Here is an 18,926-nt window from a genome sequence, read left to right as displayed (position 1 = left end):
GTAGGGGATACACACACATGCGCGCTCAGTTCGTGCTCTCGGAGATCGGGGTCGGTCTCCGGCGCAACCTGACGATGACCTTCGCCGTCATCGTGTCCGTGGCCCTGTCGCTCGCCCTCTTCGGCGGCGCCCTGCTCATGCGCGAGCAGGTCAGCACGATGAAGGACTACTGGTACGACAAGGTCAACGTCTCCATCTTCCTCTGCAACAAGAGTGACGGTGCCACCTCGGCCAAGTGCGCCAAGGGCGCCGTCACCGCGCAGCAGAAGGAGCAGATCGAGGCCGATCTGAAGAAGATGGACATCGTCGAGACGGTCCACCGGGAGACCGCCGACGAGGCCTACAAGCACTACAAGGAGCAGTACGGCGACACCGCCATCGCGTCGGTCGTCACGCCGGACCAGATGCAGGAGTCCTTCCGGGTCAAGCTCAAGGACCCCGAGAAGTACAAGGTCGTCGCCACCGCCTTCGCCGGGCGCGACGGGGTCGAGTCCGTGCAGGACCAGCGCAACATCCTGCAGAACCTCTTCGACCTCATGAACGGCATGAACATCGCCGCCCTCGGCGTCATGGGCCTCATGCTGGTCATCGCGCTGATGCTGATCGTCAACACCGTGCGCGTCTCCGCCTTCAGCCGGCGCCGTGAGACCGGCATCATGCGGCTGGTCGGCGCGACCAACTTCTACATCCAGATGCCGTTCATCATGGAGGCCGCCTTCGCCGGTCTCCTCGGCGGCGCCGTCGCCTGCGTGATGCTGCTCGTCGGCCGGTACTTCCTGATCGACCACGGCATCGCCCTGGCCGACAAGATGCAGCTGGTCAACTTCATCGGCTGGGACGCGGTCCTGGCCAAGCTGCCGCTCGTCATCGCGATCGGCCTCCTGATGCCCGCCTTGGCCGCATTCATCGCGTTGCGCAAGTACCTGAAGGTGTGACAGTTAACTCGGCGTGAGCAGATGGCGTCGTACGGCCAACCGCCGTACGGCGCCATCCGCTTGTCCTAGAGTGGGCGACATGCGTGCCGGTGCCGGCCCCGAATTCTGTCGACGGCCCCGCGGAGTTCTCCGTGGGGCCGCCTTGACGTTGGTCTTCGCCGGCGTGCTCGGCACCGCCGCGGCCACCGGGTCGCTGCCCCGCCGCGAGGACGCGGCCGAGGCCGCGCCGGCCCCCGCGGCCACCCGGGCCACCGTCGACCGGGCCGCGCTCGCCCGTGCCGCCGCCGAGGCCATCGCGGACGGCAAGTCCGGCAAGAAGGCCGCCGAGGAGTTCGTCAGCCGCAGCGGCGACCGCTGGGGTGCCGTCTACGACAAGCGGGAGTACGCCGAGTTCGAGCAGGCCCTGGACGGCGTCTACACCGGGGTCGGGCTCTCCGCCCGCAAGGCCGCCCCGGACCGTGTCGAGATCAGCCGCGTCCAGCCCGGCGGACCGGCGGAGCGGGCCGGACTGCGCCCCGGGGACCGGCTCATCGCCGTCGACGGGCGCCGGGTCGGCGGGCTCTCCGTCTCCGAGGTCGTCTCCCTGCTGCGCGGCGGGGGCGTCTCCGGCAGCAGTGTCTCCCTGGGCGTCGAGCGCGGCCGCGCCACCTGGACGCAGACCCTGCGCCGCGCCCGGCTCGCCACCGACCCGGTCACCGTCCGCCGCTACGACGACGGCACGGTCCTCATCCGGGTCGCCGCCTTCACCAAGGGCACCGGCGAGCGGGTACGGACGGCCGTGCGCGCCGCCCCGCCCGGCGCCGGCGTCCTGCTGGACCTGCGCGGCAACTCCGGCGGACTGCTCGCCGAGGCCGCCACCGCGGCCTCCGCCTTCTTCGACGGCGGACTGATCGCCACCTACGACGTCGACGGCGACCAGCGCGCGGTGTACGCGGCGGGCGGCGGCGACACCGTACGGCCCCTGGTGGCCCTGGTCGACGGCGGCACCATGAGCGCGGCGGAGCTGCTGACCGGGGCCCTGCAGGACCGGGGCCGGGCGGTCACGGTCGGCTCGCGCACCTTCGGCAAGGGCTCCGTGCAGATGCCCAGCGCCCTGCCCGACGGTTCCGTCGCCGAGCTCACCGTCGGCCACTACCGCACGCCCGCCGGGCACGCGGTGGACGGCCACGGCATCACCCCGGACGTCGCGGTCGGCGGCGCTGTCGGGGACCGGGCCGAGGAACGGGCCCGCACGGTATTGAGTGGCCTCGGAGGGGCCTCGTAGTGCGAAAATGACCGCACTATGGCAAAGGGACTCGTCAACGTGCAGGGCAAGCCTGCGAAGAAGAAGGCCCAGGACAAGGGGCCGGAGCGCAAGCTCATCGCGCAGAACAAGAAGGCGCGGCACGACTACCACATCCTCGACACCTACGAGTGCGGCGTCGTGCTCATGGGTACCGAGGTGAAGTCGCTGCGGATGGGCCGGGCGTCGCTGGTGGACGGCTTCGTCCACATCGACGGCGGGGAGGCCTGGCTGCACAACGTCCACGTGCCCGAGTACTCCCAGGGCAGCTGGACCAACCACTCGGCGAAGCGGAAGCGCAAGCTGCTGCTGCACCGCGCCGAGATCGACAAGCTGGAGCAGAAGGCCTCCGAGACCGGTCACACGATCGTGCCGCTGGCGCTGTACTTCCTGGGCAGCCGGGTGAAGTGCGAGATCGCGCTGGCCAAGGGCAAGAAGGAGTACGACAAGCGGCAGACGCTCAAGGAGAAGCAGGACACCCGTGAGGCGAGCCGCGCCATCGCGGCGGCGCGTCGCCGGCAGCGGGCGGCGGAGGCCGCCGGGTAACCCTGGCGACAGCCGTCGGGAATGCGCTGGCAACCGTACGCGTTGGTCACGTACGATGGACCACGCACCCCACGGAGGGTGCGCGGATTGAAAAATCAACATGGGGATGATCGGTTTCGACAGCGGATGTCGAAGCAGGGGAAGCGTGTCGAGGAAGCGGCAATGATCTCGTTAACCACGCGCCGAAACCAATAATCGCCAACACCAAGCGCGATTCCTTCGCCCTCGCTGCCTAAGTAGCGACTTGCGAAGTGTCAGCCCGGGGCTGTTCCCGACCCGGATCCTGGCATCATCAAGGGGACTAAACCTTGATCCCGGTCACGGGGTGAAGAGGGAAATCAAACAGTGACTGAGCCCGTTCCGGACTTGTCTGGGTGATCCGGAGGGCTGAGAAACTCGCACCAGACTGCACACGGAGAAGCCCTGATTCTGCACCGTTGGACGCGGGTTCGATTCCCGCCATCTCCACCGAGAGTCCGAGGAGGCACTGCCTCGTCGGGCAGCTCATCCCATGTGGGCAGAGGCCCGGTGGTCGTACGCGACCGCCGGGCCTTTGTCATGCCCGTGTGCCCGCCCGCGTCGGGGGCGGGGCCACGGCCTTCGGCGTGCAGGCCCTGAGGGGGGCCGCTGCGGCAGAGTCGGTCAGCGCGGTGCGCGATGGCCCGTGCGGGTCGCGGCGCACAGCACGAACGCCACGGCCGCCGCCGTGGGCGGGATCAGGTAGCCGTACGTCGTGGTCGGGGCGTGGTCGGCGAGCCAGCCGCCGGTGGCGGAGCCGATGGCGATGCCGCCGAGGAGGGCGGTCACCGCGAGGGTCATGCCCTCGTTGAGCTGGGCCGACGGGGTGAGCCGCTGGACCAGGGTCATGCCCGTGACCATCGTCGGGGCGGTCGCCGTCCCCGCCGCCAGGAGCGTGCCCGCGAGGAGGAGCAGCGAGCCGGTGAGGGCGGCGAGCAGGGGCAGGGTCATCAGGACCGCCATCGCCGCCAGGCAGCTCGCGAGCCCGGCCGAGCGGCGGGTGTGGCCGTAGACCAGTCCGGCGGCGCAGGAGCCCGCGGCCTGGAGGGCCAGGATCGGGCCGGCGGCCGGGGAGTCCACGTAGGCGAGGGTGACCACCTCCATCGACCCGAAGACCGCACCGGTGGCGAGGAAGACCGCGAGCAGGGCCGGCATGCCGGGGGTGCGCAGCGGGGGGCCGGCCGTGGTGCGCGGGGCGACCGGGGGCTCGGTGGCGCGCTGTGCGGCGAAGAGCAGGACGCCGGTGAGGAAGAGGGCGGCGGCGGCGAGGGTGCCCGCCTCCGGGAACAGCGCCGAGCAGAGGAGGGCGGCCAGGACCGGGCCGAGCATGAAGCAGAGCTCGTCGGCGGCCTGTTCGAAGGCGTTGGCGGTGTGGCGCGCGTCCGGGTCGTCCTTGAGGAGGTGGGCCCAGCGGGCGCGGGACATGCCGCCGGTGTTGGGGGCGGTCGCGGTGGTCATGGTGGCCGCGAAGAGGGTCCAGGCGGGGGCCTGGGCGTGTGCGCAGAGCAGGAGGGTCAGCTGGCCCAGGACCGCCCAGACGGTGGCGGGTACGGCGATCCGGGCCTGGCCGTGGCGGTCGACGAGCCGGGCGATCCAGGGCGCGGTCAGCGCGCCGACCACCAGGCCGGCCGCGCTGACGGCGCCGGCGAGGGCGTAGGAGCCGTACGCCCCGGCGATCATGACGACGGAGCTGACGCTGAACATGCCGGCGGGCAGCCGTGCGATCAGATTGCCGAGGGTGAAGGCCCGCGCGCCGGGGACGGTGAAGAGGCGGCGGTAGGGGTTCGCGGGGGCGGGGGCGGGGGTGCGGGTGTGCTCGGGGGCGCGCCGCCCCGGGGAGGCCTCGTGGGCCTCGGCGGCTGCACGGGCCGCCCGTGCCTCGTGAGCCTCGGGAGCTGTGTGGGCCCGAGGGGCTTCGTGGGTCTCGGGCCTTTCGTGAGCCTCGGGAGCTGTGTGGGCCGCCTGGGCCCAAGGGGCTTCGTGGGTCCCGGGCCCGTCGGGCGTCTCAGGCGTCGGGGGAGCCTCGGTGTGCGGGGCCGGGGTCGGCCCCGCTGGGGCGTGCGTCAGGTCCGGGTGGGGCATGGGGCAAGGGTCCGGGGGCGGGTCCTCCGCGGTCCAACACCTATTCGGTGGTGATTCACGCACCTCTGTTGTTGGATACCGGCCGTGGCCTCCTCGTACGACGTCGATCCCCGTCTCCTCCGCGCCTTCGTCGCCGTCGCGGCGGAACTGCACTTCACCCGCGCCGCCGGGCGGCTCTTCGTCGCCCAGCAGGCGCTCAGCCGGGACATCCGGCGGCTCGAACGGGAGCTGGGCGCCGAGCTGTTCGTGCGGACCACCCGGCAGGTCGCGCTCACTCCGGACGGCGAGCGGCTGCTGCCGTACGCGCACGCGGTGCTCACCGCGCACGACGAACTCGCCGAGGCCTTCCGCGGCGAGCCCCGTCCGCTGCTCGTCGACCTCAACAGCGCGGGCCTCGGCCACGAGCGCGTCGTGCACCGGGCCCGTGAACTCGCCCCGGAACTGGAGCTGATGGCCCGCTACGAGAGCGGCCTGACCGGTGCCGTCCACGAGATCCTTGCCGGGCGCCTGGACGCCTCCTTCGGGCGCTACGGCGGGCTCGCGCCCGGGCTGCGGTCCCGTCTGGAGGCGCAGTTCGTGCGGTACGAGCCGATGGCCGTGCTGCTCCCGGAGCACGACCCGCTGGCCGCCCTGCCCGAGGTCCCGCTCGCCGCCCTGGCCGGTCGTGACGTCTACGCGGGCGCGGGCAACGACCGTACGCCCGAGTGGACCGAGCTCGCCGCGCGGCTCTTCGCTGGCCACGGCATCCGCGTCGCCCCGCCCGCGCCGCTCGTCGTCGGGATGGAGGAGTTCCGCCGGGTCATGGCCAAGGCCCCGACCCCGGTGCTCGCCGTGGTCGACTTCCCGCCGATGCCCGGCAGCGTCCTGCGGCCCTTGGTCTACCCGGTGCCGCTGTCGCCCGTTAGCCTCGTCTGGCGCAAGGGGCTGCGGCACCCCGGCCTCGACGCGCTGCGCCAAGCTGCCGCCGAGCTCTCCGCCCAGGAGGGCTGGTACGAGCGCCCGGCCGGTTCCTGGCTGCCGGACGGAGAGGTCCTGGGGGCGCTCACAGCGGTCCCGAGCGCCGGGTGAGAGCAAGGTTCCGCTCCCGTCACCTCCCGGCACCGCCCTGAAACGCGGCCTTTCTAGCGTCACCGGAAAGCGAAACGACACCGTGGAGGTACGACATGGGCGGCCGGTGGATCGAACGGTGGGAGCCGGAGGACGAGACCTTCTGGCGTGAGGGGGGAGAGCGCGTCGCGCGCCGGAACCTGTGGTTCTCGGTGCTCGCCGAGCACATCGGGTTCTCCATCTGGACCCTGTGGTCCGTCATGGTGCTCTTCATGGGGCCGCAGTACGGGGTCGACCCGGCGGGCAAGTTCTTCCTGATCGCGACCGCCACCCTGGTGGGCGCCTTCATCCGGGTCCCGTACACCTTCGCGGTCGCCCGCTTCGGCGGGCGCAACTGGACCGTCATCAGCGCGCTGCTCCTCCTGCTGCCGACGGGCCTCGCCTTCGCGGTGATGGAGCCGGGCACCTCGTACGGGACGTTCGTGCTGGTCGCCGCGCTCACCGGGGTCGGCGGCGGCAACTTCGCGTCCTCGATGACCAACATCAACGCCTTCTTCCCGCTGCGGAAGAAGGGCTGGGCGCTCGGCCTGAACGCGGGCGGCGGCAACATCGGCGTCCCCGTCGTGCAGCTGGTCGGCCTGCTGGTCATCGGCACCGCGGGGGCCCTGCACCCCAGGATCGTCCTCGGCGTCTACCTGCCGCTGATCGTCGTCGCCGCCGTGTGCGCCGCCCTGTTCATGGACAACCTGGCTCCGGTCAGGAACGACACCGGCGCCGTGAAGGAGGCGGTGAGCTCCCGCCACACCTGGATCATGGCCTTCCTCTACATCGGCACCTTCGGCTCCTTCATCGGCTACAGCTTCGCCTTCGGCCTGGTCCTGCAGACCCAGTTCGGGCGCACCCCGCTGCAGGCCGCCTCGCTCACCTTCGTCGGCCCTTTGCTCGGCTCGGTCGTCCGGCCGGTCGGCGGCGCGCTCGCCGACCGGGTGGGCGGGGCCCGCATCACCCTGGCCACCTTCGCCGCGATGAGTGCCGCCGCCGGAGTCGTCCTCTACGCGTCCGTCGTCGCGTCCCTGGGCATCTTCCTGGTCGGCTTCATCGCGCTCTTCGCGCTCAGCGGCCTCGGCAACGGCTCCACGTACAAGATGATCCCGGCGATCTTCCTCACCCAGGGGCACCGCAAGGGCCTGTCGGGCGAGGCGGCGGAGGCGTACGGGCGGCGGCTCTCCGGCGCCTCCATGGGCCTCATCGGCGCGGTCGGCGCGCTCGGCGGGCTCGGCATCAACCTCGCCTTCCGGCAGTCCTTCCTCTCGGTCGGCTCCGGTACGGGCGCCTTCGTCGCCTTCCTCGCCTTCTACGGGGTGTGCATGCTGGTCACCTGGGCGGTATACCTTCGCCGGCCCGCCGCCGTGGCCCCCGTTCCCGACACCGCCGCGGGCGTCGAGCCGAGCGCGTCCGGCGCGCGCGAAGCCGCCGAGGTGTGAGTCACAGTGGCCCCGCACGGCCGTAACGACCAGGAAATGCGCGTGAACCGAGACCGACACGCGGCCCCGGCACTCTCGGCCGACAGGGACGAGGACGACAGGGGCGAGCGCGAGATGGACGAGCAGCAGGAGCAGGGCCCCCTGGCGGGCTTCACGGTCGGGGTCACGGCGGCACGGCGCGCGGACGAGCTGATCGCGCTGCTGCGCCGCCGGGGCGCGGGTGTCGTCCACGGTCCCGCGCTGCGGATCGTGCCGCTCGCCGACGACACCGAACTGCTCGCCGCCACCAAGGACCTGATCGACCACGCCCCGGACGTGGTCGTCGCCACCACGGCGATCGGTTTCCGGGGCTGGGTCGAGGCGGCCGACGGCTGGGGCCACGGCGAGCAGCTGCTCGACCGGCTCCGGGGGGTCGAACTCCTCGCCCGCGGGCCCAAGGTGAAGGGCGCGGTGCGGGCGGCCGGGCTCACGGAGCACTGGTCGCCGTCGTCGGAGTCGATGGCGGAGGTCCTCGACCGGCTCCTCGACGAGGGCGTCGCCGGGCGGCGGATCGCCCTCCAGCTGCACGGGGAGCCGCTGCCCGGTTTCGTGGAGACGCTCACGGCCGGCGGGGCGGAGGTCGTGCCCGTCCCGGTCTACCGCTGGATGCCGCCCGAGGACCTCGGCCCGCTCGACCGGCTGCTGGACGCGACCGTGTCCCGCGCGCTGGACGCGGTGACCTTCACCAGCGCCCCGGCCGCCGCCTCGCTCATCGACCGGGCGCGGGAACGCGGGTTGCTCGACGAGCTGTCGGCGGCCCTGCGCCACGACGTGCTCGCGGTGTGCGTGGGCCCGGTCACGGCACTGCCGCTGCAGGCCCTCGCCGTCGACACCCATCAGCCCGAGCGCTTCCGGCTCGGTCCGCTCGTGCAGCTGCTCTGCCGGGAACTGCCCGCCCGGGCCCGGGTGTTGCCGGTCGCGGGGCACCGGATCGAGATCCGCGGCCACGCGGTCCTCGTCGACGGCGCCCTGCGCCCGGTCCCGCCGGCCGGCATGGCCCTCCTGGGCCTGCTCGCCCGGCGGCCCGGCTGGGTCGTCGCCCGTCCCGAGCTCCTCCGCGCCCTCCCGGGCGCGGGCCGCGACGAGCACGCCGTGGAGACGGCGATGGCGCGGCTGCGGACGGCCCTCGGCACCCCGAAGCTGATCCAGACGGTGGTGAAGCGGGGTTACCGGCTGGCGCTGGACCCGGTGTCGGAGACCAAGTACGGCGCCGAGGACGAGTCGGGACGATGAGTGGGGCGGGGGCGGGAGTCGGGACGATGAGCGGGGCGGGGGTCAGGGGCTTGCCGACCCCACCTGACCGGCGAGGTCCGGGGACCGTCTAGACGGGCGTCGTCGTCCCGCGGCGGGTCCCGTCGTACGCGGTGTCGTGGCCGTCCCGCCGTCCGCGGCCGCGGACGGCCGAGGCGCGCAGGAGGCAGACGAATCCGGCGACGGTCAGGACCGCGCGGACGAGGTTCCAGGCCACCCACGGGCCCTCGAAGTCTGCGCGGGCCCGGACCGGGTCCGTGGCCGCGGCGAGGGCGTCGTTGAGGGGGACGTTCGCCGCGGACGTGACGACGAAGACGGCCGCGTAGAGCGCGAGCGCGGCCCAGGTCCAGCCGCGGGCGCGGCCGGCGCGGTGCTGCCAGGCGGCCACCGCCGTGAGGAGCAGCGCTCCGAAGAACGGCGTGAAGAACACCGGGTTCTGGATCACGTCGTTGATGTTCCGCATCACCTCGACGTAGACCCGGTCGTCGCTGCGTGCGAGGGCCGGCATCACCGAGCACCCGTACGCGAACCAGATCCCCGCGACCAGTCCGGTCGCCACCGTCGCCGCGCCGAGGACCGCTCCGGCGCCCTTTCCGTCCCTGCTGCTCTGTGTCATGTCCTCATTCAAGGGCCGGAGTCGACCGGAGGACATCGTTCTGCGTCGCACCGGCATACGCGGGCGTCTACACCCCACGGCGGCGCCCCCGCCCCCGGCGTACCACCGCGCCGGCGGCGCCCGGCGTGATCACCGCGCCCTCGGCGGTCCGCTGGAGGGTCACCGCCGAGCAGTGATCCGCGCGGTCACCGGGCCCGCAGCATCGGGGCCCGGGGGTGGGACTTCTGCAGGCCCGTGCGGAAGATCATGATGATCAGGCGGGCGCCGGGGGCGGTGAGGGGCTGGGCGGCGCAGATGCTGACGTGGCCCGGGCCCAGGAGGGCGTGGTGGAGCGGGCGTTCGTCGCCGTCGGGGTGGACGGTGACGCCGCCGGCCGCCCACAGCGGGCCGAGGTCGGGGTCGGCGCGGACCTCCCGCTCGATGCCGCGCAGGGTCTCGTCCTCGCCGCGCACGGCCAGGGCGGCGCGCAGCTGGGGGAGGATCAGCGGTGCCCACACCCGGCGCCAGTCGATGATCGTGGTCTCGCGGGCCTGTTTGTCCAGGAGCATCCAGCGCATCGTGTTCGCGGGGGCCCGGCCGCCCGGGTACAGGTCGGCGAAGTGCCGGTTGTGCGCGATCAGGTTCCAGGAGGCGTCGGTCACGTACGCCATGTGGCCGATGCCGTCGACGGCCTCCTGCCACACGCCGGGGATCTCCAGGCCGGAGGAGGCGTGCAGCGGTCCGGGCGGGTCGCCGATGCCCGCGTAGCGGCAGAGCAGGACCCACTCCTGCTCGGTGAGGCCGAAGAGGTGCGCGACCTGCCGCAGGTAGTCGGCGGGCGGGTTCGGGTAGCGGCCGGTCTCCAGGCGGTTGTACGTGTCGACCGCACGGCAGGTGAGCTCGTCGACCTGGTGCTGGGACAGCCCGCGGGCCCGGCGGCCGCGGCCGGTCGGCCGGGACAGCCCGCGCGCCTCGGGGGCGATCAGCTCCCGGCGTTCCTTGAGGAGGGCCCGTAGCGCCGTCCTGTTCACCGCACCCCCCGATAAGTCCGTGTGTGAATTGGTAGGAAAAACAGTCCGTAGATAATAAACAGTTGAACGTTAATGCTGTGGGTGCCCCGTGCTGACCTGCACGGACGCACCCGGACAACCGGACAGCCCTCCCCCGAGCGGTCCGGTTACCGGTCGGCCCGGGCGGCTCCCCCGTACGCCCGGGCCGACCTGTGTCCCCATGCCGTCGCCCGCCTCTCGCGCCGGCCGCCCGCCCTGATCCAGCCTGATCCGGTCTGATCCGAGGGCCGCGACCTAGCCACCCGCCCCGTCCGTGGGCACTCTGGTCGGGACGTTCCCGGGCCAGGGGGTGGCAGGAGCATGACAGTGCGGTTCGACTCCGGACGCGTCTGCCTCGACCTCGCCGACGAACCCCTCGACCGCCCCGAGGCCCTCGTCCGCTTCCTGCGCACCACCGGCCTGGTCCCGCCCGGCACCCGGCTGCGCGCCCTCGACACGCGCTGGCTCGCCGCCTTCCGCGAGCTGCGCGACTGCGTCGCCGAACTCGTCGGCGACCAGGTCGAGGGCCGGCCCGCCCGGCCCGCGGCCCTGGAGCTCCTCAACGCCCTCGCCGCCGCCTCCGCGCCCCCCGCGCCCCGCGCCGTACGCACTCGATCCGGTGTTCTCGTGCGCGCCCTCAGCGGGGAGCCCGACTGCCGTGCCCTGCTCGCCGCCGTCGCCCGCGACGCGGTCGACCTGCTCACCGATCCGGCCGCCCGCGCCCTGCTCCGCCGCTGCGAAGGACCGGGCTGCCGGCGGTGCTACCTCGACACCTCCCGCGGCCGCCGCAGACGCTGGTGCTCCAGCGAGGTCTGCGGCAACCGGGCCCGCGTCGCCCGGCACCGTGCCGCCCACCCCCGGCCCGCCCGCCACCAGGCCTGACACGGCACCCCCCGGTGGCGTAGCCTCGAAGGCTGCTCAGTGCACGTGAGAAGGGGGCCAGGTGGCCGCGCAGGAAGCCGTCGACACGGTCAGAGACCGCGAGATCGGTGTCGAACAGGAACATCTGGATCGGGTCTACCAGCGTCTCGAGGAGAAGATCCACGAGGCCGAGTTCCTGATGAACGACGCCGCCCAGCGGGGCCAGGTCGGCACGCCCGGCGCCCTCGCCGAGCGCGACGCCCAGGTCTTCCGGGCCGGGATCCACCTCAACCGGCTCAACAACGAGTTCGAGGACTTCCTCTTCGGACGGATCGACCTGCTCTTCGGCAAGGACGGCAAGAAGGGGCCCGACGGCGCCTACACCTCCGTCGAGCCCGCCGAGGACGCCGTGCGGACCGACGGCACCGGCCAGTACGCCGAGATCGGCGAGACCCTGCACATCGGCCGCATCGGCGTCCTCGACGCCGACTACGCCCCGCTCGTCATCGACTGGCGCGCCCCCGCCGCCGCACCCTTCTACCGCTCCACGCCGGTCGACCCCGGCCGGGTCGTGCGCCGCCGCGTCATCCGCTCCAAGGGCCGCCAGGTCCTCGGCGTCGAGGACGACCTGATGCGTCCCGAGCTGACGGCCACCCTCGACGGCGAGGCGCTGCCCGTCATCGGCGACGGCGCCCTCATGGCCGCGCTGGGCCAGGCCCGCGGCCACACCATGCGCGACATCGTCGCCTCGATCCAGGCCGAGCAGGACCTGGTCATCCGTGCCCCCGCCGCCTCCGTGACGTACGTCGAGGGCGGGCCGGGCACCGGCAAGACCGCCGTGGCGCTGCACCGTGCCGCGTACCTGCTCTACCAGGACCGGCGGCGCTACTCCGGCGGCATCCTGATCGTCTCCCCGACCCCGCTGCTGGTCTCGTACACCGAGGGCGTGCTCCCCTCGCTGGGCGAGGAGGGCCAGGTCGCCATCCGGGCCCTCGGCTCGCTGGTCGACGGTGCCGAGGCCGACGCGTACGACGAGCCCGCCGTCTCGCGGGTCAAGGGCTCCTCCCGGATGGTCGCCGTCCTGCGCAAGGCCGCCCGCGGCGCCCTGGAGACGCCCGCGCCCCGACCCGCCGCCGACGGCGGACAGCTCGCACTGGGCGAGTCGGACGAGGACGAGGCCCCCCGCGCCCCGGCCGGTACCCCGACCCTGCTGCGCGTCGTCGCCTTCGGGCGCCGCCTGGAGCTCGGCGCCGACGAGCTCCGGCGCATCCGTCACAACGTTCTCGGCGGCACCGCCCCCGTCAACCTGCTCCGCCCCCGCGCCCGCCGGCTGCTGCTCGACGCGCTGTACGCCAGGTCCGGCGCCGCCGGCCGGCACAGCGATCCCGAGCTCGCCGCCGAACTGCGCTCCTCCTTCGACGAGGACGTGTCCACCGAGGACTCCTTCCTCGCCTTCCTGGACGCCTGGTGGCCCGAGCTCACCCCGCGCGGGGTCCTGGAGGCCATGGGCGACGAGAAGCGCCTCGGGCGCTGGGCCCGCCGGATCCTCAACCCCGGCGAGGTGCGCCGGCTCGCCCGCTCGCTGCGCCGCCCCGGCCTCTCGGTGCACGACGTGGCCCTGCTCGACGAGCTGGCCACGCTCCTCGGCACGCCGGCCCGGCCCCGCAAGAAGCGCGAGTACGACCCGCTGGACCAGCTCTCCGGCCTGGAGGAGCTGATGCCGGTGCGCGAGGAGACCCAGCGCGAACGGGCCGAGCGGCTCGCCGCCGAGCGCACCGAGTACGCCCACGTCATCGTCGACGAGGCGCAGGACCTCACGCCCATGCAGTGGCGCATGGTCGGCCGCCGCGGCCGGCACGCCACCTGGACGGTCGTCGGCGACCCGGCGCAGTCCTCCTGGTCCGACCCGGACGAGGCCGCGGCGGCCCGCGACGAGGCCCTGGGCACCCGCCCGCGCCGCCGCTTCGAGCTCACCGTGAACTACCGCAACCCGGCCGAGATCGCCGAGCTCGCCGCCAAGGTCCTCGCGCTCGCGATGCCCGGCAAGGAGTCCCCGAAGGCGGTCCGCTCGACGGGCGTCAAGCCCCGCTTCGTCTCCGTGGAGGACAAGAGCCGGCTGGCCGAAACCGTGCGGTCGGAGGCGGAGCGGCTGCTCTCCGAGGTGGACGGCACGGTCGGCGTCGTCGTCGCCATGGACCGGCGCGCCCAGGCCGCCCGCTGGCTCGCCGGGCTCGGCGACCGGGTGGTGGCGCTGGGCTCCCTGGAGGCGAAGGGCCTGGAGTACGACGCCACGGTGGTGGTCTCGCCCGCGGAGATCGCGGACGAGTCGCCGGCCGGTCTGCGGGTGCTCTACGTGGCGCTGACCCGCTCCACGCAGGCCCTCACGGTGGTCGCGGGCGACCGCGACCTGCCGGACGCCGACGGGGTACCGGACCTGCTGCGGGACTGATTTCGAGTCATCCCGCGCCGGAGGAATCACTTGCCGGGGTGGTTTGTTAGCCTGGTCGTGGCACCGGCTCGATCCAAGCCCCCGGGCCCAACCTTCGTCCCTCAGAGGGACCACTTGCCGCGAGGCGAGCATGGCGGGTCGGTGCCGCTCACGTGTGGAGGCCCTCGTCACCTTCGGGTGACGGGGGCCTCTTCTGTTTCCCCACCGTCTCTCGTATGGTGGAAACTACTTTCCGAAAACGAAACGACCGTATTACCTGCTACCGGCGGGTAGGTGCGACGATCGGAGGGCGCCGCCGGGCAACCAGCCGGGCCGGCGTAGCAACGCAGCTAGGGAAAGAGGAACACGGCCATGGCAACGGCGCCCAGCGTCTCGTACTCGATGACGGTCCGCCTGGAGGTGCCCGCGAGCGGCACCGCGGTCTCCCAGCTCACCACGGCCGTCGAGACCCACGGCGGCTCCGTCACGGGCCTCGACGTGACCGCCTCCGGCCACGAGAAGCTCCGTATCGACGTCACCATCGCCGCGACCTCCACGGCGCACGCGGACGAGATCGTCCAGCAGCTCAGGACCATCGAGGGCGTCGTCGTCGGCAAGGTCTCCGACCGTACGTTCCTGATGCACCTCGGCGGCAAGATCGAGATGGCGTCGAAGCACCCCATCCGCAACCGTGACGACCTGTCCATGGTCTACACCCCGGGCGTCGCCCGCGTGTGCATGGCGATCGCCGAGAACCCCGAGGACGCCCGCCGCCTCACCATCAAGCGCAACTCCGTGGCGGTCGTGACCGACGGCTCCGCCGTCCTCGGCCTCGGCAACATCGGCCCGAAGGCCGCCCTGCCGGTCATGGAGGGCAAGGCCGCCCTCTTCAAGCGCTTCGCCGGCATCGACGCCTGGCCGATCTGCCTCGACACCCAGGACACCGACGCCATCGTCGAGATCGTCAAGGCCATCGCCCCCGGCTTCGCGGGCATCAACCTGGAGGACATCTCCGCGCCCCGCTGCTTCGAGATCGAGGCCCGGCTGCGCGAGGCCCTCGACATCCCGGTCTTCCACGACGACCAGCACGGCACCGCCATCGTCGTGCTCGCCTCCCTCACCAACGCCCTGCGCGTGGTCGGCAAGGGCATCGGCGACGTACGGGTCGTCATGTCCGGTGCCGGCGCCGCCGGTACGGCCATCCTCAAGCTGCTGATCGCGGCCGGCGTCAAGCACGCCGTCGTCGCCGACATCCACGGCGTGGTCCACGCGGGCCGCGAGGACCTGGTCGACGCCACGCCCGACTCGCCGCTGCGCTGGATCGCCGACAACACCAACCCGGAGGGCGTCACCGGCACCCTCAAGCAGGCCGTCGTCGACGCCGACGTCTTCATCGGCGTCTCCGCCCCGAACGTGCTGGGCGCCGAGGACGTGGCCGCCATGGCGGAGGGCGCGATCGTCTTCGCGCTCGCGAACCCCGACCCCGAGGTCGACCCGGCGATCGCCCGCCAGACGGCCGCCGTGGTCGCCACCGGCCGCTCCGACTTCCCGAACCAGATCAACAACGTGCTGGTCTTCCCGGGCGTCTTCCGCGGTCTGCTGGACGCCCAGTCGCGCACCGTGAACACCGAGATGATGCTGGCCGCCGCGAGCGCCCTCGCCGACGTCGTCACCGAGGACGAGCTCAACCCGAACTACATCATCCCGTCGGTCTTCAACGACAAGGTCGCGGGAGCCGTCGCCGGCGCCGTCCGCACCGCGGCGAAGGCCGCCGGCGCGGGCGCCAACCACGGTTCCTCCACGCTGGTCTGACGGGCGGGGAGGCGGCCCGCGGCGCGTGTCGCGGGTCGCCGCACCCGAAACCCGCCTTTAGGGTGGTAGTCCGGCTCCGCACGGTTCGTGAGGAGTCGACGCTACGTCACCACCAAGGGGCACTGGCGCTTTTCGTGTGACCCCAGAGGGTGCCGGATTGGCGTTCCCGCCGCTGGTGGGGGCAGGATGCGGTCTGGGCGCGAGGGTCTGGCACCAGACCCGGGTCCGGGCACTGTCCGAGGGCCCTGGCAGCATCGGCTTCGCAGTGCCCATCATGCGGCCCCGCCGCGTGGCCCGCCTCACAGGCAACCCGCCTCACAGGCAAGAAGAAACACGGGAGTAACGAAATGAACCGCAGTGAGCTGGTGGCCGCCCTGGCCGACCGTGCCGAGGTGACCCGCAAGGACGCCGACGCCGTTCTGGCCGCGCTCGCCGAGACCGTCGGCGAGGTCGTCGCCAAGGGTGACGAGAAGGTCACCATCCCCGGCTTCCTGACCTTCGAGCGCACCCACCGTGCCGCTCGCACCGCCCGCAACCCGCAGACCGGCGACCCGATCAACATCCCGGCCGGCTACAGCGTGAAGGTCTCCGCGGGCTCGAAGCTCAAGGAAGCCGCCAAGGGCAAGTAAGGGCCTGCAGGCAGCGCGCTGAGGCCGCTCAGGCGGCCTGAGGCAAGCGGAGAGGGCGGCCACCCTGTCAGGGGGTGGCCGCCCTCTCGTATGCCCTCAGGGGGCCGGTGGGAGCGCCGGACGGACGCGCTGCGAGGCGCGGCCCCCGGCCCCCTGACGGGGACGGGGGCCGCGCCTCGCAGTCCGGTCAGACGAGCGCGCTGCCCGGGAGCTCGACCTTGGCGCCCAGCTCGACGAGCTTCTCCATGAAGTTCTCGTAGCCGCGGTTGATCAGCTCGATGCCGTGGACCCGGCTCGTGCCCTGGGCCGCGAGGGCGGCGATCAGATACGAGAAGCCGCCGCGGAGGTCCGGGATGACCAGGTCGGCGCCCTGCAGCTTGGTCGGGCCGCTGACGACCGCCGAGTGCAGGAAGTTGCGCTGCCCGAAGCGGCAGTCCGAGCCGCCCAGGCACTCGCGGTACAGCTGGATGTGGGCACCCATCTGGTTCAGCGCGGACGTGAAGCCGAGCCGCGACTCGTACACCGTCTCGTGCACGATGGACAGGCCCGCGGCCTGGGTCAGCGCGACGACCAGCGGCTGCTGCCAGTCGGTCTGGAAGCCGGGGTGCACGTCCGTCTCCAGGGCGATCGCGTTGAGCGAGCCGCCCGGGTGCCAGAAGCGGATGCCCTCGTCGTCGATCTCGAAGGCGCCGCCGACCTTCCGGTACGTGTTGAGGAAGGTCATCATCGAGCGCTGCTGGGCGCCGCGCACGTAGATGTCGCCCTCGGTGGCGAGCGCCGCGGACGCCCAGGAGGCCGCCTCCAGGCGGTCGGAGAGCGCGTGGTGGTTGTAGCCGCCGAGCTTGTCGACGCCGGTGATCCGGATGGTCCGGTCGGTGTCCATGGCGATGATCGCGCCCATCTTCTGCAGAACGCAGATGAGGTCCTCGATCTCCGGCTCCACGGCCGCGTTGGACAGCTCGGTGACGCCCTCGGCCAGGACGGCGGTGAGCAGTACCTGCTCGGTCGCGCCGACGGAGGGGTACGGGAGGGCGATCTTGGTGCCGCGCAGGCGCTGCGGGGCCTCCAGGTACTGCCCGTCCGCCCGCTTCTCGATCGTCGCGCCGAACTTGCGCAGCACGTCGAAGTGGAAGTCGATCGGCCGGCCGCCGATGTCGCAGCCGCCCAGGCCCGGGATGAAGGCGTGCCCGAGACGGTGCAGCAGCGGGCCGCAGAAGAGGATCGGGATGCGGGACGAGCCGGCGTGGGCGTCGATGTCGGCCACGTTGGCGGACTCGACGTGCGTCGGGTCCATGATCAGCTCACCCGGCTCCTCGCCGGGGCGGACCGTCACACCGTGCAGCTGGAGCAGTCCGCGGACCACGCGGACGTCACGGATGTCGGGCACGTTGCGCAGGCGGCTCGGCTCGCTGCCGAGCAGTGCGGCGACCATCGCCTTGGGCACGAGGTTCTTCGCGCCGCGGACGCGGATCTCGCCCTCCAGCGGGGTACCGCCGTGGACAAGCAGTACATCATGGCTGTCTGTGCCGGTCATGAATCTCGCGTTCCGGGTCGTCGGTCGGGTGGCCAGAGAAAAGGGTAAGGGTCAAGGAGACCCCACTTGTATGGCTGAGGGTGCCCCGCGAACGTAATGAATTCGGCACAACACCCTCCGTTCCCGTGATCTTGCGGAGCGTCACCGTCCACTTGTTTCCGACCGCCCTCCGGGAGCCGCGGCTGACCTGCGGTGGCGCACGCCTACCCCGGACCCGGCCGGAGAACCCCCCTAATCGCCGAAGATGCGGGATCATGTGTCGCATGACCGAGGTGTCCTCGCTCACAGGGCGACTGCTGGTCGCCACGCCCGCGCTGGCGGACCCGAACTTCGACCGCGCGGTCGTCCTCCTGCTCGACCACGACGACGAGGGCTCCCTCGGCGTGGTCCTGAACCGGCCGACCCCCGTGACCGTCGGCGACATCCTCGCGCCCTGGGCCGACCTCGCGGGGGAACCCGGCGTCGTCTTCCAGGGCGGTCCGGTCTCCCTCGACGCGGCCCTCGGCCTCGCCGTGATCCCCGGCGACGAGGGTCCACTGGGCTGGCGCCGGGTGTACGGGGCGATCGGGCTGGTCGACCTGGAGACCCCGCCGGAACTCCTCGGGCCGGCCATCGGGGCCCTGCGTATCTTCGCCGGCTACGCGGGCTGGGGCCCGGGCCAGCTGGAGACCGAGCTCGGCGACGGAGCCTGGTACGTCGTGGAGTCCGAGCCCGGCGACGTCTCCTCCCCCCGCCCCGAGACCCTCTGGCGCCAGGTCCTCCGCCGCCAGCGCGGCGACCTGGCCATGGTCGCCACGTACCCGGACGATCCCTCGCTGAACTGAGCCGGGCCGGGCGGCGCCCGGGCCCCGGGTCTTTCAGTACCCTGGAGCGCATGAGCACTCTCGAGCCCGAGCGCGGGGCAGGTACGGGAACCCTCGTCGAGCCGACGCCGCAGGTGTCCCACGGTGACGGCGACCACGAGCGCTACGCCCACTACGTCCAGAAGGACAAGATCATGGCGAGCGCCCTCGACGGCACTCCCGTGGTGGCACTCTGCGGCAAGGTCTGGGTACCGGGGCGCGACCCCAAGAAGTACCCCGTGTGCCCGATGTGCAAGGAGATCTACGAGTCCATGGGCTCCGGCGGAGACAAGGACAAGGACAAGGGCGGCAAGGGCAAGTAGCCGCCGGTCCTCCCGGCGGTCGGGGACGGCCCCCGGCGTGGGGGGGGGCCCGGGGGGGGGGGGGCCCCGCGGGGCCCGGGCCGCGGGGGGGGCGGGGGGGGGGGCCCCCCCGGGCCGGGGGGGGCCCGGGGCCCCCCGGGGGGGGACGCGGAGTAGTTTTGATACCCGC

At 72.6% G+C, this 18,926-nt stretch carries 16 protein-coding genes and 1 other RNA gene; 13 read left to right on the top strand and 4 right to left on the bottom strand.

Annotated features, from left to right (window positions below):
* Window positions 1-17: 17 nt before the first annotated feature.
* The 4 genes from ftsX to ssrA all read left to right on the top strand — a co-directional run bounded on the left by ftsX (window position 18) and on the right by ssrA (window position 3,234).
* A complete protein-coding gene (ftsX, locus tag ACIRQF_RS34695; RefSeq protein WP_376637864.1) occupies window positions 18-935 on the top strand; it encodes a permease-like cell division protein FtsX in 918 nt (305 codons plus the stop codon).
* Between the two features lie 79 nt (window positions 936-1,014).
* Complete coding sequence (locus ACIRQF_RS34690; protein WP_404098564.1) at window positions 1,015-2,199, top strand: S41 family peptidase; 1,185 nt, start codon at window positions 1,015-1,017, stop codon at window positions 2,197-2,199.
* Window positions 2,200-2,217: 18 nt separating this feature from the next.
* Window positions 2,218-2,763 carry an SsrA-binding protein SmpB gene (gene smpB / locus ACIRQF_RS34685; protein WP_376637861.1) on the top strand — a complete coding sequence of 182 codons (546 nt, stop codon included), beginning with the start codon at window positions 2,218-2,220 and terminating at the stop codon, window positions 2,761-2,763.
* Window positions 2,764-2,865: 102 nt separating this feature from the next.
* Window positions 2,866-3,234: a transfer-messenger RNA gene (gene ssrA / locus ACIRQF_RS34680) on the top strand.
* A 171-nt stretch (window positions 3,235-3,405) separates the two neighbouring features.
* On the opposite strand, the gene ACIRQF_RS34675 is transcribed toward ssrA, so the two are convergent.
* Entirely contained in the window at window positions 3,406-4,863 is a 1,458-nt protein-coding gene (locus ACIRQF_RS34675) for an MFS transporter (RefSeq protein WP_404098561.1), read from the bottom strand.
* An 84-nt stretch (window positions 4,864-4,947) separates the two neighbouring features.
* Between ACIRQF_RS34675 and ACIRQF_RS34670 the strand changes: the two genes are divergently transcribed.
* From ACIRQF_RS34670 to ACIRQF_RS34660, 3 genes are all read left to right on the top strand, one after another.
* Window positions 4,948-5,931: a LysR family transcriptional regulator gene (locus ACIRQF_RS34670; RefSeq protein WP_404098559.1), complete on the top strand. Its 984-nt coding sequence runs from the start codon at window positions 4,948-4,950 to the stop codon at window positions 5,929-5,931.
* 95 nt (window positions 5,932-6,026) lie between these two features.
* Complete coding sequence (locus ACIRQF_RS34665) at window positions 6,027-7,394, top strand: nitrate/nitrite transporter (RefSeq protein WP_376637858.1); 1,368 nt, start codon at window positions 6,027-6,029, stop codon at window positions 7,392-7,394.
* A gap of 114 nt (window positions 7,395-7,508) precedes the next feature.
* Window positions 7,509-8,666, top strand: coding sequence for a uroporphyrinogen-III synthase (locus ACIRQF_RS34660; protein WP_382484668.1), 1,158 nt, complete (start codon window positions 7,509-7,511; stop codon window positions 8,664-8,666).
* A gap of 88 nt (window positions 8,667-8,754) precedes the next feature.
* Here ACIRQF_RS34660 and ACIRQF_RS34655 read toward each other — a convergent pair whose 3' ends face one another.
* Window positions 8,755-9,300, bottom strand: a complete 546-nt coding sequence (locus tag ACIRQF_RS34655) for a DUF1772 domain-containing protein (RefSeq protein ID WP_403531266.1) — start codon at window positions 9,298-9,300, stop codon at window positions 8,755-8,757.
* A gap of 185 nt (window positions 9,301-9,485) precedes the next feature.
* Complete coding sequence (locus ACIRQF_RS34650; RefSeq protein ID WP_404098556.1) at window positions 9,486-10,310, bottom strand: helix-turn-helix domain-containing protein; 825 nt, start codon at window positions 10,308-10,310, stop codon at window positions 9,486-9,488.
* A gap of 339 nt (window positions 10,311-10,649) precedes the next feature.
* Between ACIRQF_RS34650 and ACIRQF_RS34645 the strand changes: the two genes are divergently transcribed.
* The 4 genes from ACIRQF_RS34645 to ACIRQF_RS34630 all read left to right on the top strand — a co-directional run bounded on the left by ACIRQF_RS34645 (window position 10,650) and on the right by ACIRQF_RS34630 (window position 16,058).
* Window positions 10,650-11,210, top strand: coding sequence for an ABATE domain-containing protein (locus ACIRQF_RS34645; protein ID WP_404098553.1), 561 nt, complete (start codon window positions 10,650-10,652; stop codon window positions 11,208-11,210).
* 61 nt (window positions 11,211-11,271) lie between these two features.
* Window positions 11,272-13,638, top strand: coding sequence for a HelD family protein (locus ACIRQF_RS34640; RefSeq protein ID WP_404098549.1), 2,367 nt, complete (start codon window positions 11,272-11,274; stop codon window positions 13,636-13,638).
* A 351-nt stretch (window positions 13,639-13,989) separates the two neighbouring features.
* Window positions 13,990-15,429 (top strand): NAD-dependent malic enzyme, encoded by a 1,440-nt coding sequence (locus ACIRQF_RS34635; protein WP_376637853.1) that lies wholly within the window; start codon window positions 13,990-13,992, stop codon window positions 15,427-15,429.
* Between the two features lie 347 nt (window positions 15,430-15,776).
* On the top strand, window positions 15,777-16,058 hold the full coding sequence (locus ACIRQF_RS34630) for an HU family DNA-binding protein (RefSeq protein ID WP_017237029.1): 282 nt from the start codon (window positions 15,777-15,779) through the stop codon (window positions 16,056-16,058).
* 187 nt (window positions 16,059-16,245) lie between these two features.
* On the opposite strand, the gene murA is transcribed toward ACIRQF_RS34630, so the two are convergent.
* A complete protein-coding gene (murA, locus tag ACIRQF_RS34625; RefSeq protein ID WP_376637852.1) occupies window positions 16,246-17,592 on the bottom strand; it encodes a UDP-N-acetylglucosamine 1-carboxyvinyltransferase in 1,347 nt (448 codons plus the stop codon).
* A 263-nt stretch (window positions 17,593-17,855) separates the two neighbouring features.
* On the opposite strand from murA, the gene ACIRQF_RS34620 reads away from it, so the two are divergent.
* Together ACIRQF_RS34620 and ACIRQF_RS34615 are read left to right on the top strand one after the other, a co-directional pair.
* The gene (locus ACIRQF_RS34620; protein WP_376637851.1) at window positions 17,856-18,416 is read left to right on the top strand and encodes a YqgE/AlgH family protein; all 561 of its coding nucleotides are present in this window, start codon (window positions 17,856-17,858) and stop codon (window positions 18,414-18,416) included.
* A gap of 50 nt (window positions 18,417-18,466) precedes the next feature.
* The gene (locus tag ACIRQF_RS34615) at window positions 18,467-18,757 is read left to right on the top strand and encodes a DUF3039 domain-containing protein (protein WP_037879418.1); all 291 of its coding nucleotides are present in this window, start codon (window positions 18,467-18,469) and stop codon (window positions 18,755-18,757) included.
* The last annotated feature ends 169 nt before the right edge of the window (window positions 18,758-18,926 follow it).

Source organism: Streptomyces sp. NPDC101191 (assembly GCF_044767915.1).
GTDB lineage: Bacteria > Actinomycetota > Actinomycetes > Streptomycetales > Streptomycetaceae > Streptomyces.
This window is presented reverse-complemented; position numbering and strand designations above follow the sequence as displayed.

What these genes read in the sequence shown, in the direction of transcription:
- ftsX (WP_376637864.1), top strand. Translation starts at nt 18, where the DNA reads ATGCGCGCTCAGTTCGTGCTCTCGGAGATCGGGGTCGGTCTCCGGCGC.
- ACIRQF_RS34690 (WP_404098564.1), top strand. Translation starts at nt 1,015, where the DNA reads ATGCGTGCCGGTGCCGGCCCCGAATTCTGTCGACGGCCCCGCGGAGTT.
- smpB (WP_376637861.1), top strand. Translation starts at nt 2,218, where the DNA reads ATGGCAAAGGGACTCGTCAACGTGCAGGGCAAGCCTGCGAAGAAGAAG.
- ACIRQF_RS34675 (WP_404098561.1), bottom strand. Translation starts at nt 4,863, where the DNA reads ATGCCCCACCCGGACCTGACGCACGCCCCAGCGGGGCCGACCCCGGCC.
- ACIRQF_RS34665 (WP_376637858.1), top strand. Translation starts at nt 6,027, where the DNA reads ATGGGCGGCCGGTGGATCGAACGGTGGGAGCCGGAGGACGAGACCTTC.
- ACIRQF_RS34660 (WP_382484668.1), top strand. Translation starts at nt 7,509, where the DNA reads ATGGACGAGCAGCAGGAGCAGGGCCCCCTGGCGGGCTTCACGGTCGGG.
- ACIRQF_RS34655 (WP_403531266.1), bottom strand. Translation starts at nt 9,300, where the DNA reads ATGACACAGAGCAGCAGGGACGGAAAGGGCGCCGGAGCGGTCCTCGGC.
- ACIRQF_RS34645 (WP_404098553.1), top strand. Translation starts at nt 10,650, where the DNA reads ATGACAGTGCGGTTCGACTCCGGACGCGTCTGCCTCGACCTCGCCGAC.
- ACIRQF_RS34635 (WP_376637853.1), top strand. Translation starts at nt 13,990, where the DNA reads ATGGCAACGGCGCCCAGCGTCTCGTACTCGATGACGGTCCGCCTGGAG.
- ACIRQF_RS34630 (WP_017237029.1), top strand. Translation starts at nt 15,777, where the DNA reads ATGAACCGCAGTGAGCTGGTGGCCGCCCTGGCCGACCGTGCCGAGGTG.
- murA (WP_376637852.1), bottom strand. Translation starts at nt 17,592, where the DNA reads ATGACCGGCACAGACAGCCATGATGTACTGCTTGTCCACGGCGGTACC.
- ACIRQF_RS34620 (WP_376637851.1), top strand. Translation starts at nt 17,856, where the DNA reads ATGACCGAGGTGTCCTCGCTCACAGGGCGACTGCTGGTCGCCACGCCC.
- ACIRQF_RS34615 (WP_037879418.1), top strand. Translation starts at nt 18,467, where the DNA reads ATGAGCACTCTCGAGCCCGAGCGCGGGGCAGGTACGGGAACCCTCGTC.